This window comes from Rhodopirellula sp. SH410 (assembly GCF_055811895.1).
Genome location: NZ_CM147949.1, coordinates 7,100,354 through 7,117,262 on the forward strand (window position 1 = coordinate 7,100,354; position 16,909 = coordinate 7,117,262).

The 16,909-nt window shown below is 54.1% G+C and carries 14 protein-coding genes and 1 pseudogene; 3 read left to right on the forward strand and 12 right to left on the reverse strand.

Annotation, left to right across the window (positions count from 1 at the left end):
* Positions 1–445: 445 nt before the first annotated feature.
* From tnpC to tnpA, 9 genes and pseudogenes are all read right to left on the reverse strand, one after another.
* Complete coding sequence (tnpC, locus tag SH410x_RS25940) at positions 446–1,423, reverse strand: IS66 family transposase (RefSeq protein WP_473672140.1); 978 nt, start codon at positions 1,421–1,423, stop codon at positions 446–448.
* A pseudogene (locus SH410x_RS25945) lies at positions 1,420–1,686 on the reverse strand (IS66 family transposase); the annotation flags it as partial. The pseudogene SH410x_RS25945 and the gene tnpC, both read right to left, overlap by 4 nt.
* Positions 1,687–1,701: 15 nt before the next feature.
* Positions 1,702–2,298, reverse strand: coding sequence for an IS66 family transposase (locus SH410x_RS25950; RefSeq protein WP_473672142.1), 597 nt, complete (start codon positions 2,296–2,298; stop codon positions 1,702–1,704).
* A gap of 178 nt (positions 2,299–2,476) precedes the next feature.
* Positions 2,477–3,538 carry a reverse transcriptase domain-containing protein gene (locus tag SH410x_RS25955; protein ID WP_473672144.1) on the reverse strand — a complete coding sequence of 354 codons (1,062 nt, stop codon included), beginning with the start codon at positions 3,536–3,538 and terminating at the stop codon, positions 2,477–2,479.
* A gap of 45 nt (positions 3,539–3,583) precedes the next feature.
* Positions 3,584–5,650, reverse strand: coding sequence for a recombinase family protein (locus tag SH410x_RS25960; protein ID WP_473672146.1), 2,067 nt, complete (start codon positions 5,648–5,650; stop codon positions 3,584–3,586).
* A 336-nt stretch (positions 5,651–5,986) separates the two neighbouring features.
* Positions 5,987–6,250: a DUF5372 family protein gene (locus tag SH410x_RS25965; protein WP_473677402.1), complete on the reverse strand. Its 264-nt coding sequence runs from the start codon at positions 6,248–6,250 to the stop codon at positions 5,987–5,989.
* A gap of 1,255 nt (positions 6,251–7,505) precedes the next feature.
* Complete coding sequence (locus SH410x_RS25970; protein WP_473672148.1) at positions 7,506–9,119, reverse strand: IS1182 family transposase; 1,614 nt, start codon at positions 9,117–9,119, stop codon at positions 7,506–7,508.
* 205 nt (positions 9,120–9,324) lie between these two features.
* Positions 9,325–9,672 (reverse strand): IS66 family insertion sequence element accessory protein TnpB, encoded by a 348-nt coding sequence (gene tnpB / locus SH410x_RS25975; RefSeq protein ID WP_473672150.1) that lies wholly within the window; start codon positions 9,670–9,672, stop codon positions 9,325–9,327.
* Positions 9,669–10,025 carry an IS66 family insertion sequence element accessory protein TnpA gene (gene tnpA, locus SH410x_RS25980; protein WP_473672152.1) on the reverse strand — a complete coding sequence of 119 codons (357 nt, stop codon included), beginning with the start codon at positions 10,023–10,025 and terminating at the stop codon, positions 9,669–9,671. Before tnpA ends, tnpB begins: the two co-directional genes overlap by 4 nt.
* Before the next feature lie 296 nt (positions 10,026–10,321).
* Between tnpA and SH410x_RS25985 the strand changes: the two genes are divergently transcribed.
* The 3 genes from SH410x_RS25985 to SH410x_RS25995 are packed head-to-tail and all read left to right on the forward strand — an operon-like array spanning position 10,322 to position 14,318.
* Positions 10,322–10,567 carry an HTH domain-containing protein gene (locus SH410x_RS25985; RefSeq protein WP_473672154.1) on the forward strand — a complete coding sequence of 82 codons (246 nt, stop codon included), beginning with the start codon at positions 10,322–10,324 and terminating at the stop codon, positions 10,565–10,567.
* A complete protein-coding gene (locus tag SH410x_RS25990) occupies positions 10,564–13,650 on the forward strand; it encodes an HsdM family class I SAM-dependent methyltransferase (protein ID WP_473672156.1) in 3,087 nt (1,028 codons plus the stop codon). Before SH410x_RS25985 ends, SH410x_RS25990 begins: the two co-directional genes overlap by 4 nt.
* A complete protein-coding gene (locus SH410x_RS25995; RefSeq protein WP_473672158.1) occupies positions 13,650–14,318 on the forward strand; it encodes a hypothetical protein in 669 nt (222 codons plus the stop codon). Before SH410x_RS25990 ends, SH410x_RS25995 begins: the two co-directional genes overlap by 1 nt.
* Before the next feature lie 335 nt (positions 14,319–14,653).
* On the opposite strand, the gene SH410x_RS26000 is transcribed toward SH410x_RS25995, so the two are convergent.
* The 3 genes from SH410x_RS26000 to SH410x_RS26010 are packed head-to-tail and all read right to left on the reverse strand — an operon-like array spanning position 14,654 to position 16,900.
* Positions 14,654–15,322: a ThiF family adenylyltransferase gene (locus tag SH410x_RS26000; protein ID WP_473672160.1), complete on the reverse strand. Its 669-nt coding sequence runs from the start codon at positions 15,320–15,322 to the stop codon at positions 14,654–14,656.
* On the reverse strand, positions 15,319–15,957 hold the full coding sequence (locus tag SH410x_RS26005) for a Mov34/MPN/PAD-1 family protein (RefSeq protein ID WP_473672162.1): 639 nt from the start codon (positions 15,955–15,957) through the stop codon (positions 15,319–15,321). Before SH410x_RS26005 ends, SH410x_RS26000 begins: the two co-directional genes overlap by 4 nt.
* Positions 15,881–16,900, reverse strand: coding sequence for a hypothetical protein (locus tag SH410x_RS26010; RefSeq protein ID WP_473672164.1), 1,020 nt, complete (start codon positions 16,898–16,900; stop codon positions 15,881–15,883). Before SH410x_RS26010 ends, SH410x_RS26005 begins: the two co-directional genes overlap by 77 nt.
* Positions 16,901–16,909: the final 9 nt, after the last annotated feature.

The window sequence follows — 16,909 nt, forward strand, 5'->3', positions numbered from 1 at the left end:
AAGAACTGCCTGGATGCGTATCCATGCTTGGACCAGATCCTACTTCTCCGAATATACCAAGACATCACCTGCAGGGCCATGGCCAATCCCCTCTTCGGTTCTCGTTTGCATTCAGACTGGATTGCTCCGGCAAAAGAGAAAAGTGAAAGGGCAAGAGAAAAGGCCACCAAGCGAAAGCAAGAGAAAGAGCCACCCAAATTTTAGATAGGGTCTGCGCGGTGGACAAGGCATTCTGATTGAAAAATTGCTACCAACAACGTCGAAATCAGCTCATTGGCTACGGTGACTTGAGCAAGGAACGCTGCGCAGCGGTTGCCCCGTCTCTCGCTAGCAGTCGTTCAAAGTGCTTATTTTGCGGGCGATCTGCTGGATACTCGTAGTAAAAAATGCTCCCGCCGCCGTAAACGCCCAACGGCACCATGTGCCGTTGGGGCGGGCGGATCGTTTATTCGGACTCGGGTTGGCTGAGGCGGCGATCCAGACGGGCTCGGTCGCGTCGAGCGTTTCGCTGTCGACGTTCCTCGGCTCGGTAGGCACGAACCGATTCGGGGTGTGACGTCGCCCACGCGTCCGGGCGTAAACTCGCGTAGTCCTTGCTGCCCGATAACAACTGATCGAGCACGTCCTTGATGTAGGCGTAAACATCCAAGTCATTGCGGATCGCACTGCTGCACAACGTCATCAAGTCCGCCGTGCGATAACCCGCCGCGACACTGCCGATGAACAGCCAATTCTTACGACCCAGTGCAACTTGTTTCATCAACTGCTCACACTCGTTGTTGTCGATCGGAATCCGGCCATCGGCGAGGTACTTCACCAAGCCATCCCATTGATTGAGCAAGTAGCCTTTCGCTTCGCCGATCTTCTCTTTCGTCGACACCTTCGACATCTCGTTTTCTAAATAGCTCCGAAGCAGCGTCCACACCGGCGCAGCATGCTCCTGGCGAAACGCCAATCGCGCATCCGGATCCATGTAGCGACACTGATCTTCTAAGTCGTATAGTCGATTGAAACACTTCAATAAAGCTGTTGCATGCTCGCGATGATTGCCAAGTGCGTACTCCGCTTTGCGACGCGCATGGGCGACGCAGGCGGCATGGTCGACCAAGCCATTGGAGCGCATGTGGATCCCTGTGTTCGCGCCGTAGCAATCGCCAAGCAGCGTCCCTTCGTAATCGTGATCAATCAAGAATAAGTCCGGCCCATCGCGATGCCGACTGACCGTGAAATCGAACACGTTGATCGGAACGCTCACCCCGCGATAAGCCCACATCTTCGCTCGAACACTCTTCGCGTTCTCCGCCTTGGCTTTCGCAATCACCTCCGCAGCCCGCCGGCTCTTGGAGTCCTCTTCGTCAATCTTCGGGATGTCTTTACAGCACTGCCCGTTTACCTGTTCGTCATATGCGCTTGTTAGAATCACGCGGATCGCACATCCAAGCCGAATACGCTAGCGGGCAGTGCTGTAGGAAGCAACAGCAACACACCGGTATCATCGCTGCCGATGCAATGATCGGTGCGAACCAGGTCGGCCAGGTAGGCGGCAAACGGACGAATCAACTTCGCCGCCGCCTCTTGGATGTTCAGCAACGAGCTACGTGAAATCGTGATCCCGCAGCCGGCGAACAAATCCTCTTGGCGATAGATCGGCATGTGATAACTGAACTTCGCGGCAATGATTTCTGCGGCGAAAGACGTATCTTAGCGATCCCCGGCGATCAGCGATTCGGGCCGTGGCACCTGCATCACGCCCGCATCAGGCTCTCCGCTGCGGACGTACTTGGGATAGATCTTCTGCAAGATGTAAACGATCGGCCGGCGATAGTGAGCCGTCTCGACGATGTCTTCACCGATCCGCGTCAGCCCTTCTTTCTCTTCGTCGGGCAAGTCGACGATGACTTGCTTTCGTTCCAAACTTTCGGGGAACCGTTCGCTGCGTTTGCGACGGCGTGGTTTGGGTTTCGGCTTACCAGTGTTGTTGTTGTTTTCATCGCACGCCTGTTCGATGCCTTCCCGCGCGTCGGCGGCTTGCTCGGGCGTCGCGAATTCAAACTTGAGTTGGTCGACATCGTCGAAACGTTCGCTTTGGCGACCAAACAGACGACGGATCATCGCTTCGAGTTGATCCCGAGACTTGCGAAGTTCATCATTGAGCTTTTCATTCTCAGAAACAAGCTTCTTGTTTTCATCATGGAGTGTTTGAACTTCATCAACGTGCACCTTGGCATCCCGCGCGAGCTTGTCATTCTGCTCACGCAGGATCACGATTTGTCGCTCGAGTTGCTTCAGCTTGCTCATGACCCCAAAGGTAACGATGCTGTCCCAAAGCGCAATAGCAAACCGAGAAAAGCGACAAAAAAAAGAGGGCTCATCCGTCGGAAGCGTGCGCGGAGCACACGGGAAGGTTTTTCTAGGATCGCGGTAGGGACGGCTGTTGCCAGCCGCCCCCCGCACAGATCCGTACGTGAGCCTTGACTCATACGGCTCCTGCCGCAAGTCGGGCGTGAAATCTTACGCTGGGATAGGGGTGCAGTATCGTCAGCTCAGGTAAGTACCGTTCAGACATCGCAGTAAAACGATCCCAAGTCCAGCGGTGGCGTTGGCTTCGTCGTCGAAGCTGATGCACCCACATTTTCTTGATCTCGTCGCTAAACTGTTCCAGTCTCTCGTGGTTTCCAGGAACGGCATAATACTGCAACCAGCCCTGGATCACTTGCCTCAGCCATCTTCCAACTTCACCAATCGAGTGATGACGACGCTTCCGTAACTCCTCTTTGATCTTCGCCAGGGATGCCCGCATCCGCTTCGCGATCGTTTCTCTGCGAAGTGCGAACCAGCCTGCCTGGGTCACATCGCAGCGATGCGTGAAGCCAAGAAAGTCAAACGTTTCCGGTCGACTTTTACCGCGAGCCTGGCGACGTCGGGCCGCATGGCGGCCAAACTCGATCAGCCGGGTTTTCTTGTCGTGCAGTTTCAAACCGAACTTGGCGAAACGAGTTCGGAGGTCATCCAAACAACGCTGCGCGTCATCCTTACGTTCAAAGCCAATCACGAAATCATCGGCGTAGCGGATCACGACAACTTCGCCGCAAGCACGCCGTTTTCGCCACCATTTTATCCATAGATCAAACACATAGTGCAGGAACACGTTCGCCAGTAGTGGTGAAATCACCGCACCTTGGGGCGTCCCGACGGTTGTAGCTGACCATTGTCCATCGTCACTGACTCCCGCGCGGAGCCATTTACGAATTAACCAAAGGATTCGATTGTCGGCGATGCGGTGCTCTAAGAATTTAATCAACCACTCGTGGTCAATCGTGTCGAAGAAGCCTTCTACATCACCATCTAATACCCAGTTCACCTTTCTGTCCGAGAAGCCAACATTGAGCGCATCGAGCGCCTGATGCTGACTTCGTCCGGGCCGGAAACCATAACTGAAATTGGCAAAGTCCACTTCGTAGATGCTCTGCAATACCCAAACAACCGCTTTTTGGACTAGCTTGTCCTCAAGGGACGTGACGGTGGCTGCATACTGCACCTTTTACGGTAGGCTTTCGGGGTCTTGAAACTAAAAACGTCGTGATTACTTGGGTTTGATGCGTGTTGAATTTGCGATGCGTTTTGCTAGCCGTTGTTCAACCTCCGGCGTGAACGCTAGCAAATAGGGCGAGCCGGCATTGCGGCGGCGGCCAGGAATCAGTCCTTGGTCGATCCAGTAGTAGATCACTCCAGGGCCGACACCCATTCGCTTGGCCACCTCTTTGACTGTCAGTTCGCCTTCTTTTCTATCATCGGCTGGCGGGATGCTGTGCTTGTGTCGAATCCACTTGATACTTTTCACCGTGAATGTATTTCCCTTGTTCGTCATCAGGCCGTCATGGTTCAACCGCTCGGCGATCTGAGCGTCGTCAAGCTGCTTGGCCAACTCTCGCACTCGCTCAATCAACGCCTCATCATGCCGCCAGCGATCGCATGTAGATTGAGGCAGCTCCACTCGTAGAGATTCGTCTGCCCCTCCCTGCCAACGCAGTTGTAATAATGCGACATGTGGCTCTGGCTTGGCCACTGTGATGTCGCGAATTAACAGTTGCAAGATCCGTTTTTTATCCTTCCAGGCGGATGTCGTGTTATTCCACAGCTTAGGAAGATCCTGTGCCAATGCGAGTACTTCATCTCGCTGTTGCGAACTAAACTGAAGCGTCTCTTGCTGAAGTCGATCGATTTGATCCTGGACGTCCTGCAGTTCGATCAACGCGTCGTTCCAACGTTGTTCGAGTGTCGAAGCCACCAAGCGATTGTTCGGATCAACTTGCTCGTAACGACACTGAGCCAACTCTGCTTCGTACTCCGCTCGTTGCAATCGCATCTTCCACTGAGAATCGATTTGCTCATGTCGCTGCATGATTATCTCATACGCCTGGATCGCTAACTGCAGCTGCTCGTTATTGAGTACATCAAGCACGCGCCGCTCGACGGCGCGATCCAAGGCCGCGCATTGCACTGTCATACACGCTGATTTTGACAGGCCTTCACGCTTTCGCCAGTTGCATTCGTAGATTGGGTAAATGCCACCATTGCCGCGATAGCGTGGGGTCAAACGGCGACCACAACAACCGCAGATCAAAAGCCCTTGAAGCAGTGCCAATCCTTCTCTTGCCGGACCGCTCAAAATCATCTCCTTTGCATTCGTTCGGTTGCGTGACAGCTGTTCCAGATTCTGCGTGTACTGCTCGAAAGTGATATAGGCTTCATGATGATCCCGCAAGTTCACCAGCCAGTTCTCCTCCGGCATGCAGCTAATGCGTGATCGCACTTCTCCGTTCTCCAGAATCCCTTTAACCGATTGACAACGTCCGAATGCATAAACCCCGGCGTACGATGGGTTTTTTAAAATACCTGCGACGCGTGATTCGGTGAGTCGTCCCCAATGCAGCTTTCCGGCCCAAGTACCACCGTAACTCCGCTTGGGGAAATCCAGCTTTTCCCTGGCAAAACGCTGCACAACACCGTAGGCACTGCCGCATTGCCGGAAGTAGTCAAAGACCAAGGCGATCATCGAACGCACTTGCGCATCGGCGTCTTTGACGATGCAGCCCAAGTCATCGAACACATAGCCCACCGGCAACGGGAATCGCAGTTCCCCCTTGCGAGCCTTGTTGAGTTTGTTGCCTTGCAGACGAGCGCGGATGAAATGCAGCTCAGCTTGAGCCATTGTCCCTTTGAGTCCCAACAACAGTCCATCGTTGAAGTCGCTCGGATCGTAGCAACCGTCTTCGTCAATGATGAGCGTGCCGGTGATGCCACAGATTTCGATCAGTCGATGCCAATCCGCGTTGGAGCGAGCCAACCGCGAGGCCTCGATGGCCAGCACAGCTCCGGCCTTACCAAGAGACACGTCGGAAACAAGCTTCTTAAAATCTTCGCGATCAGAGGTGGAAGTACCCGACTTGCCGAGGTCGCGATCCAGTACAACAATGCGTGTGACTGGCCAACCCAGGATCTTCGCATGATCTTTGAGCGCATACTGTCGCTCGGTACTTTCGCGATGGTTACGAACTTGCCCCATACTCGATTGCCGCAGGTACACGTAGGCAGTCTTCTGAAGGTGACTTTCGGTGATCTTGGTCGAACGTTGGTCCGTGGTGTTCATGACAATCATCCTTGACTGAGCGGCTATGAAGAGTGGAACGATCGCTTGAAGTCGCGTCGTCGTCGGGCGTTGACTCGGGCTGTGCCCGATCGTTCATGTGAGTTTCGATCAAGTTTGCAATCAGCATTGCGAGTTGATTCTTACAATCACGCGATAGAGTTGGTCGCGGTGAATGAGCTTGGACTGGTGACTGCTGTTGGGTCGCCGCCATGGCTTTGACTCCTAGTCAAGCGATGGCCCTCCTTTGTCGCCGGACGAATTGGCTTGCCATCTCGAAGAAGAAATTGGATTCGGCTAGAGCGCACACCCAGCCGTATCCAATAGACCGTAACGGGGCTAATTTTCAGAGGCTGATTCGCCAAGTGTCTTGAGGAGTGCAGCCATCTCAATCAACCGCTCCAACCGGAGGATTGTCGGAGGAACTTCACCATCCTCGTAGCAATCCATGGCGCGAATCGAAGTCCACTGTCGAGGAACCGAAAAAGTTCCCGATTCCGATCCCTTGAGGATCACGCACTCCACGCCGGAGACGGTTCGAGTTTTGAGAATGGGAAACTGTTGTCCAAGCAATGGATGGAAAGGATGGGTAATTTCGGCGATACCCGAAGGCTGACTGCACGAGTGTGCTTTTAGCTGGTTGTGTCGCTATTCCGATTGGTCGCTGTTGACCGTCCGGCTTGGGGATATAGATCCTCTTCGATGGTCTCGCCCTATAGGCTCCGCGGTGAATACGACCGTGGAGGTCCGCAATCCGATCCTCCAGGCCGATTTCGTAGTCCTGCCATGTGACCTCATCGACGCCCACAGCGGATTTCTTCTTCAGAGCGAAGAAGGCTTCCATTAGGGTTTGTTCGTCGACATGGTGTAACAAGGACGTGAATCGAAACTCGGGGTGTGCCCGAGCCTTGATACGCACGCCCGTCAGTCCGAGGGACCTTCGATTTATCCGCTTCAGAGGGCGGTCGAGGTCAGACTGCTGGGCGTTCCTTTTGGCTAAGTCCCTTTCCTCGACGGAGTCCGCTACTGGTTCAGCTCCAGCATTGTTCCCCCGCGTCGACGGTACTACGGACTTATCTGCCATCCCATCCGCGTTCATACCAGAATTTCCCTCGGAGAGGTTCGCTGGCCGCCCTGGTCGTGTGTCATCGCGACATGACCCCAGGGGCAAATGGGACTTCCCGGTTCTCGCGTTTGGAATTTTCCACGCATGCACAGGTTCTTCGACTCCGCCATGCCCAAGCTATCCTCACCTTGACGGTATAGTTGGTGTTGCCTTCCCGACGCACATGACACGGTCGGCACATGGAAGACCTGATTTCGGAGCTCAATTAGCTGGCCTACGCTTCCCCCTGCACGGACGCTCAGTGCGATGTTGTTGCCTTCATCGCTCCTCCGCCGGAGGCCGAAGTAGTTGGTTAGACCTTCCTCGTAAGAAACTTTCATTCTCTATTCCAAACCGGTTTTATCCCGGCACTCCATGGCTCTAGTATCCAATAATCTTGCAAAGATGCGTCCCTGACGAACGAATGTTCGCCAGGGACCGGCAACACCATTGGCGTACCATCGACCGGGATATCCCTTGCCTAGTTGCACCTCTGCAGAGCTCGGCTCCGTTTCTCCCGGCAGCTCCAGTCTAACATTCACTATCACATCCGACAAATCAATCATTGGATACTGGAGCCATGCCTCCAAAACCTCCAGCGCACGCTTCCAGCTTGTCGATTTAGTGAATGTGGATTGAGACTAAAAAATTTCTGAGTTGATGTGCAGTTCTTCGATGCGTCTTGCCCCTGTAACTGTGTGGCCTGAGCCCGCTGGCAACGGGTGACAGGGCCACCTATTTACCCCGAACTCTCTAGTGTATCGCTGCCGTACTGCGTTCCGCGTCACCTGCGCGAAGCGCGGCCATGATCGACATTAATTTCTTCAGGTTGTGTGCCGAACACGCCCACAGCCATTCCACCCCCACCCCCTCGATACCCCGCAGCAAGAAGTGACGCAGGTCCATTGCCGCTTTGATCACCGCGAAAGGACGCTCGGCGACCGACTTGCGTTTCTTGTATCGCTCCTCAACATCGGGTTTTCGCATTCGCGAACGCTGACGACGGCGGGCCGCATCGTGAACATCATGAATGATCCGCCGCCCCCCGCGAGCCTCAGGATTCTTGCGGCAACTTGGTGCCAGTGGGCAGCCCCGGCAATCGCCGCACATGTAGACCGATTGCAAAACCACATGGCCACCGCTGAGACGTTTGTTTTGGGTTCCATTCTTCCGCAGTAGTTTGCCGGCCGGACAGTAGTAACAGTCGGCCGCCTCGTCATACACAAACGCCGATTTGTCAAACTTCTTGGTCGTCGGATTATTGGGTAGGTCAACAACAAGCTCCGGGGCAACGGGCCGTGTCGGGTCATCACGATCCGCTGGGTTCGATTCGCACTTCACATCGGCCAGCGGAGCGAGGATCTCGATGCCGGCCGCTTCAGCACCGCTGAGGTTTTCGCCCGTCGAATAAGCCGTGTCGCCCATCACTGTGTCGACTTCGCAATCAAAAACCGAAATAATTTCCTGTACCATCGGCAGCAACTGATCGTGTTCGACGTTGCCGATCGCGACATCGGCTCCGACAATGAAGCCGCTTTCGGTTTCAGTCACCGCCATCGGCGTGTAGTTAGGTGCGTAACCGCCTTCCTTGTTAAGCAATGTGCGAGCGTCGGGATCGGTTTTGGGAATCTGAGCCGGGTTGGTCTTGGGGTCTTTGCCGCACTTCTTTCGTTGGGCGTCCATCGTGTTGAGCTTGCCGAGAATCTCGTCGAGCTTCTCGCGGCGCACTTTTAAGTCGGCGATCTCCGCGGGAAGTTGGTCGTCGGCAATGTCTTGGCCGATCAGATCTTCGACGCTGTCGGCCGTTTCGATTTTCGCCATTGCGTCGGCAAGTTGCTCGTCCAGAGCCGCAATTACTTTGCCGACCCGCTCGGCGGTCCAAGTCCGATAACGGTTCGCGTTGGCGAGCACGCGGGTGCCGTCGATGCACAGTTCGCCGAGCTTGGCGACTTTCATGTCGATGGCGATGCGAATCATCTGGCGGTAGATGTCTTTGAGCTGGTCGGTGTGATTGCGACGAAACACGCTGATCGTGGCATGGTCGATCGTACGTCCGGAAACCAGCCACATGAAGTCGATCGAGTGACGGATTTGATACTCGATGTTTCGGCTGCTGCGGACACGTCGAATCATGGCGAAGAGCAATACCGACGCCATGATGCGTGGGTGAATGGGTGGTTGTCCGAAGCTACCGTGGTACTTCGCTTCCCAGGAGGTCCAGTCGAGGGAGCCGAGAATTTCATCGAGCAAGCGAACGGGATGATCCTCAGGAATTCTCGACTCCAGGGACTCGGTAAACAGCACCAGCTGGTCGCGTGGTGCCGGCGCATCCTGCCAGTAGGCGTTTTTGGGTGTGCGCTGACTCATCACAGCTTCCTCGGTGGGCGCCCGGGTAAATCTCAAAACCAAAGCATAGCGTGATCGGGCAGCACAACTACCGCCCATTATGCGGATACACTAAATCGACAAGCTGCTTCCGCCGGATGAGCCAAAAAGAGCAAGTTTTCTCAGGCCGGATCAGGACCCTTTGAAAACTTGCTCTTCGCGTGTAACCGTTGGTAGCGGTGTCGTTCTAAGCGGCCTTGTATCGTTTTCGTCGCTTGGCATTCTCGATCGAGATGCCGCCGAGCAACATGGCCAGTTCGGCTGCGTCGATCTGAACGGTCGCCTTGCCTTGATCGGTGATCCGTTCAAAGGTTCCTGATTCGAGTCGCTTGTACCACAGTGCCAAGCCGTCGCGGTCCCAGTAGAGTGCTTTGAGCTTGTCTTTGTTTCGGTTGATGAACAAGAACAGGCTGCCGTCGTTGGGCTCGCGCTGGAGCGAATCGCGGACCAGGCCGGCCAGTCCGCAAAAGCTCTTTCGCATGTCGGTGGGCTGGGAGAAGAGGAAAATGTCCGTGTTGGTTGGCAATGCGATCACGAGGCGTGCTCCTGGTGAGAACGCGAGTGCGGATCGCTTGTCTGAATTTTCTCGATGACGGCCAGCAGCACGTCGGTTCGCTGGGGCGGAATTTCGATGACAGCACCGTCGGTCAATCGAACTCGCAAGGGCACGTCGTCGTGGATTGACTCGGCCGCGAGAATTTCGACGGGCAAGAAGGCCTGTCGCTGTTGGTCGCCCGTTTGCGAGAGTTCTCGCCGCCATTTGTAAAACGATGCGGTCGAGATTTCTTGTGTTTCGCAGAATCGAGCGATGCTCAGTCCCGAGAGTGGTTGCCGCGAGATCAGTTCTCGCCAAGTCTGCCGCAGGGCAGGGTCCGGTAGTCGCGCCATGGTGGTCTCCGTATGGGCGGGTCAAAACCCGCCAAACTAAACCGCCCGTCAAGATGGAACCCACGTGCGCTTACCCGCCGCCGACAGACGACCATTGTAGCGACACCGATCTACTTTGCCGCCTCCCCCCAAGAATCACGCAATCACGCAATCACGAATCACGCAATCGCGGGAGTCGCATTGCGACAGGCAAACAATTTGATCCAGTACCACTTAAAGAACCTTTCGCTTGGATCGAAGTATCTGCCCTTGCCATGTCTATCACGATGAGGTAGACATGGTATCGGGGAAAACACATGCGATACGATCAACTTTCTGAAATCCAAAGCCGACACAGTCGCCTCATTGAACTGGTTCGCGAAGGCGAGCACTCGACGCCCTACATCTCTTCTAGCCTGGGCGTTTCGGAGCAAACCATCTACCGCGATATCGACTACCTCAGGAAATCTGGCGTGGCGATAAAAGCGGTACGAGTCGAGCGCAATTGGGCGTACCGGATCGAGGAAGACGGCACAGCCAGCGACAAAGGAAAGGAGTCATGAGCGCATCCAATCAGAGTTGGCAAGTCGATTTTGGTGTCGACAAAAGATTGCCGCCAAACTTTTTCGTAAGCACGGATCAAGTCACTGCAACGACGCCTCAGTCGCATCTGTTGCGGCGCGCATTTGATTTGTTGGAAGTCGATGGTGTCCTGTACGCGCAAAATAGCCCGCTGGTCTACTTCAGAGTGTTGGACCGAGACCAGCCCGAAAAGTTGGCGCAACTTCACCGGCAATTTTGGAATCATGGAGGAGCCGCTGTTCTCGTCGTTGTGACGCCGACGGTCGCGCATATCTATTCAGGAATGGTCCGCCCAGAGTTCGACGACGAGGGCGGTGATGCAAGCCTTGTTGCTACGCTCTCGCGAGTTTCTGCGGAATTAAAGCAGTTTGTTACGTCGGTTGAGTCAGGAGCCTTCTTTCACCAACATCGCAAGTCGTTTGACCCATCGCAGCGGGTTGATCGAGATTTGCTGGGGAGTCTCAAGAACGCCCGTGAGCGGCTTGGCGAGATATCAAAGAAACGAGTGTCTTCAGATGCCCTCGATGCCTTGCTTTGCAGACTGGTATTCACCAGTTACCTCTTTGATCGAGGCGTCATTGGTCAAGATTATCTTGCAGCACTGGGACTCAGTGAATCCGCGAATTTGAGAGACGTGCTGAGTCTGCAGCCGGGAAGCCGAGCGAAAGATGCGTTGTATCAACTGTTTGACCAACTCCGTTTGGATTTCAATGGCGATTTGTTCAACGATGATTTGATTGCTGAAAAAGGACTCATTGGAGTCGAGCATGTTCGAGTCATTCGTGACTTTTTTAACGGGACCGATCCAAAGACAGGTCAACAATCGTTCTGGCCGTACGATTTCGGTATCATTCCTATCGAAACGATTAGTGCGATCTACGAAAGATTTTTGAAGCCGGACGACAAAGCGAAAGGGGCTTTTTATACACCTCGTTTTTTGGCCGAGGTGGTCATTGACGCTGCACTGATGGGCCAAACAGAGATTCTTGGAAGAACCTTTCTTGATCCCGCGTGTGGGTCAGGAATTTTTCTTGTTGGGCTATTCAACCGCTTGGCGGAGGAATGGACACAGGCCAATCCTCGGGCGAGGAACGATCGACGTTCGCGTGAATTGATGCGACTGCTTCAGGATAGCTTGTTCGGTGTTGACACAAGTCGGACGGCATGTCGCATTGCCGCGTTTAGCTTGTACCTGGCGTACCTCGATCAATTGACGCCTCCCGACATTCGCGAGTTACAAGCGAAAGGGCACGCTCTTCCACGATTGGTTGGCCAATCAGGTTCACCGTCGGAATCAGCCAACATTTGGAATGTCGATTTCTTCCAAACCGAGATCGACCTTCCAACCAATGTCGGTTGCATGATCGGGAATCCGCCATGGGGCAGCTTAGCTCAGTCGGAAACACAAGCGGGGCAATGGTGTCGGACCAACGGCAAGGAGATTCCCGACAACCAAATCGCCGCCGCCTTCGTCTGGAAAGCGGCGGAGCACGTTTCCGACGATGGCGTAGTGTGCTTTGTTTTACCGCATGGAACACTGTTCAATCATGGATCCAAAGCAATTCAGTTTCAGCGTGATTGGGTGACCCAGCACCGCGTCGATCGTGTGATCAATTTGGCGGATCTCCGTCTCTTGCTCTTTGAGGACGCGATCCACCCGGCGTTGATCGTAAGCTACGCAAAACATCCGCCGTCAGCCAGCCATTCGATTGACTATTGGTGTCCCAAGGCAGATTGGACGGTAACGCAAGCGGAGGTGCTGACGGTTTCTACATTGGATCGTGGAAAGGTGAGGCAAGCTGATTTAGTTCGCAATCTCAATTCCAAAGATGCCCCTCAAATATGGAAACATCGGTTTTGGGGAACAGAGCGAGACGTCAGACTAATCGACCGACTGGCAACGATGACAAGATTGCGTGATACAGTAAGGCAAATTCGCGAGCGAGACAGCAATAAGCGTTGGATGATTGCTGAGGGTTTTCAACCGATTGGAAAAAATGATGATGTCAATTTGGCTGTGACGCTGCAACTGCCGTCAAATAGATTTATTCGTGCAACACATCGAAACATTGATTTGGTTGTTGTGGAAAATGACTGTGAAGAAAGAGAAACTCCAGACGTTCAAGTTCGAGGCCGTTCAAATAAAAACACGTTTGCGTTTAACGCACCACATGTGCTCGTCTCCAAGGGTTTTGGAAAAGTCGCGTTTGCTGACTTTGACGTTTCGTTTCAACACGCACTGCGAGGGATATCTGGTCCTAAAGAGGATTCGTCTCTGCTAGCTTTTCTCGCTGGCTACTTGTCGAGTTCCGTCGCTCGATATTTCCTTTTTCACACCTCCTCGAATTGGGGTATCTACCGACCCGAAGTCCACGTTGAGGAATTGCTTAGCGTGCCGTTTGTGTTGCCTGAGCAGCATCCCAACCCTGAGCGAGCGAAGGAAATCGTAGAGACGGTTGCCAAAAGGATGAAGGCAGCCAAGGCCGTGATCAAGCAAAATATGCTCGCGCGGAAATCGGAAATTGATACGGCGACTGCGGAGATCGAATTGCTCGTTCGCGAATACTTCGATGTACTGCCAAAAGAGGCAGTTTTGATCGACGACACAATGAACACTATTGTGCCGAGCATCCAGCCAAGCTATCGAAAGATGCCGGTCCCAACTGTTTCCTCGGCAAAACAGAACACCCTGACCAAATACCGCGTGACTGTCTGTAACCAACTGAACGAGTGGGGGAAGCGTAGTGGCCGCATCGTTTCAGGAAGAATGCTTTCATCTGTCAGTGCTGGTATTGCCGTAGCAAAGTTCTGTCTTGCGAGTTCAGACTTGGGCGCGGATAGCGACGACGGCTCTCAACTGGTCACGGTCCTCAACGATTTACGAGGACTATTAGCCATCAAGAGCTCTAGCCTCGAACTCAGTCGTGGGTTGCTGGTCTTTGACAAGGGTTGTTTGTTCGTAGTAAAGCCGCTTGGAAATCGCTACTGGACTGAAACCGCAGCATTGAATGATGCCGATGAAATTGCCGCTACCATCTTGATGGACGAACTACCGGGCCAGTGATGGAAAAATTCGGATCAACCTCTCATTGGCAAGGCTTTGTTGTAACACAAGTGCCCGATATTCTTTCGATGGTTCTTTCGACGTGGGAGAAATTCCCAAGTCCGTTTTCGGATGAGCTTGAAGATCCCGTTACGAACCGATTTTGCGTAGCACTGAAACGCGCACGCGACCGCTGTGACTTGCCATTCCGCATTGACGTGCAGCTTGTCGAGCTTGATCTCGATGCAGGCGAAGAGCAAGGTCGCATGGACATTGTTTTTTCACCGCCTGCCCCGCGAGAGGATATTTACTTCTGTCTGGAGTGCAAGCGTGTCAACGTGGTCACAGCGAAAGGTCGGCGTGCGTGCTATTCTGAATATGTCGTTCATGGAATGCTGCGATTCGTTCAGGGCCAGTACGCGCAGAAGGTTCAGAACGGAGCGATGGTGGCTTACGTGCTCGACGGCGATTGTCAAAGGGCAATTGCCGGAATCGAAGGTAATCTTACGATCAACGCGACCGCTTTGCGGATGGCAGGGTCGCCTGTATTTGCGACTTCAATCCTGTTTCCATCTGACCATCGCGTTAAAGAAACTTTGCACAACCGAACATTTGGCACAGAGCAGTTCAAAATACATCATCTGTTCCTCGCGGTAAGTCCGACGTTCAAGTTTCGCGACGTGAGCTAGATTTTTGGAAGTCGAGTTCTTGCGAGCCAATTGAGTCAGTGGACCAGATATTCGAGCCATCGAGAATTAGCTCGACTGATAGCTAAAAAAAAGAACGCCGTGACCGCCCCGAAGGGCGGCCACGATGTTCCGGTTGTTAGCGGCGTTGTTTCAATTTCTGCGGCTGCGTCCGATAATGTAGCCTTTACGGCTGCCGGTGCGTTTGCCGAATTTGTAAAACCACCATGGCAATGCGACAATGATGATGGATCAGGCTAGCCTCACCATTTGAACTCTTGGGGAAAAACGTGTTGGAGCTGGATGCCTTGATGAATGCACATGCCCTGAACGTTTTCTTACGGAGTGTCTCCGACGGTCCAATCGCCGGAAAGCAGATTGACGCAGGTGTCGGCGTCCGTCGGTATGTTTCGGAGCCAGCGTGTGAACTGGTGAACCATCAATCCCGCCGCGATGCTTGCCGCGTAGATCGTGCTGCGTGACGTGCAGGTTCCTTGCTGAGCTTCCGAGGCGGCGAACAAGGTTGTCGCGTAGTGCTGTGATGACGGTGCGTCATCGGCAGTCAGCGCGCGAATCACCTCGCCCAGCATTCGGCCATCCGCCCAGAAGGCTGCTCGGCCTTCCACTGATTTCCAAATCGCTGACCGCGCCGTGATCGAATCGACACAACAGAAAACTGCGTTGCCGATGGTTTGCCTGGGACGGAAGCGATCCTCGATTCGAGTGACCTCGATCGTTGAATCGAGTTCACTGATCGCTTCGCCGCATGCAAACGGTTTACTCCAGCCGATTTCGTGCTTTCGATAGCCCTGCGTCGTTGTGTTCGACAAGTCGACTTGATCGAAGTCGATCAACTGGATCCGGTGCGTGCCGATGGCGGCTAGTTGCAATGCTACTTGGCGACCGATCGCGCCGACGCCGATCACCGTCGCGGTGACCTGAGCGAGGCGGTCCATCGGGACCAAGTCGCTCTGGCGGCCGAACCTGTTGGATGGTGTAGTGGTCATCGGCCAACCTCAAGCAAGCGATCGCTCCACAGATCGGCTGCCGTGGGTGGTTGCTGCCACCAGTCGGTATCGTCGTAGCGATCGGTGAGCGAACGTCGCGATGCGAATGGGTCGTCGATCGTGACGTTGTCGCAGTATTCTTCGAACCATTGATCGTGGTCGGTTCCCGGGAACTCGCAATCGAGAATCGTTCGGCAGCGCAGTCGCCGATCCGTTCCAGGGCCCACATTGAAGCGGGCTCGGGTATAGGTGTTCCCCTCCTCCGCCAGAATGTGCATGACGCACCAATCGACGCCGCCGAAACAGCGACTGAACGTTTCCTCATCGGTTTGACTCGGTGAGGGTGAGGCGCCGGGGTGCGTGTGGACCCAGACTCGCGCGAATTGCTCTGGTTGGCGCCCGGCATCGACTTGGCTGTCAAAGAAGTCGGCAACGCTGGCGTCGTCGAACTCGACGGAGGTGACCGAGCAGGTTTGTCGGACCAACTGAATGTCTTCGATCAGCAACAGGTCATCGGCATTGGAAATTCCAAAACCGCCGATTTCGGTGGGCCCGATGTCACGCAGGTACACTAGCTTTGCCAACGCAAACGGGCTGAACCGCAGGACACGGTTGCTCCGGTTCGTCTTTTGCATTTTCTGCATTTTCGTTGTTGAGGCAATCATCACAGGTTCCTTCAGAGAGGCAGGAGGGACAGAAACTTTCGCCGCAGTCGTCGCACGACTTCAGGCACATTTTGCACGCATCGTCGCCGCAGCTTTCGCAGGACGAGGCGCATTCTTCGCAGTACCGTTCGCAGCATGAATCGCAGCACGTGCTGCATTCCATGCACAGTTCGGTTTCGCAGTTGGAACAAGCGAGTGCTTGGTCGGAATCGACGGTGTCGCCGCAGGATCGGCAGTTGACTCCATTCCAATCATCCAGTTGAACGTAGGCAGAACCCGAGTTGTAAGTCCGCAGAATCTGATCGACGATGCAGAAGAAGTCATACAAACGACCTTCATCCAGGGCGCGACGAATCGCGTCGGATCCCTCACCCTCGCAAAGCGAATCGCTTTGGACGTGGGGATGCGTCACACCCTCGCCGCTGGCCGGCTCGTTAGGCTCGAGCGCGATCACATCGAACGGAGACGATTCTTTGATATACTTCCAATTCAAGCGAATTTCGAAGCTTCCCAGCAGGACGCCTTCAAGGACAATGCTCGACGTCGTCACTGTTAGTTGCTGTTTCGAACGGTCGATCGTCACCGCTTCGAACTCCCCACGCAACGCTTGAATCTCTTGAAAGATCAACGTTGCGGTGGGTTCGATGTGAGATCGAGATTGCCGTTTTAGGTTGTCGATGGAATGAGTCGCCCGCATTCGAAGGATGTCGAGCGCGCCATGAAGTCGATCACGAGCGTCTCTTGCCGCGGTGGGCCAGTTTCGCTGGGTCGCCATTTCGAGTCGTCGCTGCCAACGTTTGCATTGCTCGATCGAGTCGTCGAAATGCGACATCGATGTTACGTCACGTATGTCGAGCAGAGACTGCAGTATTTCAACGGCCGCTCGATAGTCTTGTTTGATTTCGTTTTTCATTGCATTCCT

What these genes read in the sequence shown, in the direction of transcription:
- SH410x_RS25950 (WP_473672142.1), bottom strand. Translation starts at nt 2,298, where the DNA reads ATGAGCAAGCTGAAGCAACTCGAGCGACAAATCGTGATCCTGCGTGAG.
- SH410x_RS25960 (WP_473672146.1), bottom strand. Translation starts at nt 5,650, where the DNA reads ATGAACACCACGGACCAACGTTCGACCAAGATCACCGAAAGTCACCTT.
- SH410x_RS25970 (WP_473672148.1), bottom strand. Translation starts at nt 9,119, where the DNA reads ATGAGTCAGCGCACACCCAAAAACGCCTACTGGCAGGATGCGCCGGCA.
- tnpA (WP_473672152.1), bottom strand. Translation starts at nt 10,025, where the DNA reads ATGGCGCGACTACCGGACCCTGCCCTGCGGCAGACTTGGCGAGAACTG.
- SH410x_RS25985 (WP_473672154.1), top strand. Translation starts at nt 10,322, where the DNA reads ATGCGATACGATCAACTTTCTGAAATCCAAAGCCGACACAGTCGCCTC.
- SH410x_RS25990 (WP_473672156.1), top strand. Translation starts at nt 10,564, where the DNA reads ATGAGCGCATCCAATCAGAGTTGGCAAGTCGATTTTGGTGTCGACAAA.
- SH410x_RS25995 (WP_473672158.1), top strand. Translation starts at nt 13,650, where the DNA reads ATGGAAAAATTCGGATCAACCTCTCATTGGCAAGGCTTTGTTGTAACA.
- SH410x_RS26000 (WP_473672160.1), bottom strand. Translation starts at nt 15,322, where the DNA reads ATGACCACTACACCATCCAACAGGTTCGGCCGCCAGAGCGACTTGGTC.
- SH410x_RS26005 (WP_473672162.1), bottom strand. Translation starts at nt 15,957, where the DNA reads ATGCAAAAGACGAACCGGAGCAACCGTGTCCTGCGGTTCAGCCCGTTT.
- SH410x_RS26010 (WP_473672164.1), bottom strand. Translation starts at nt 16,900, where the DNA reads ATGAAAAACGAAATCAAACAAGACTATCGAGCGGCCGTTGAAATACTG.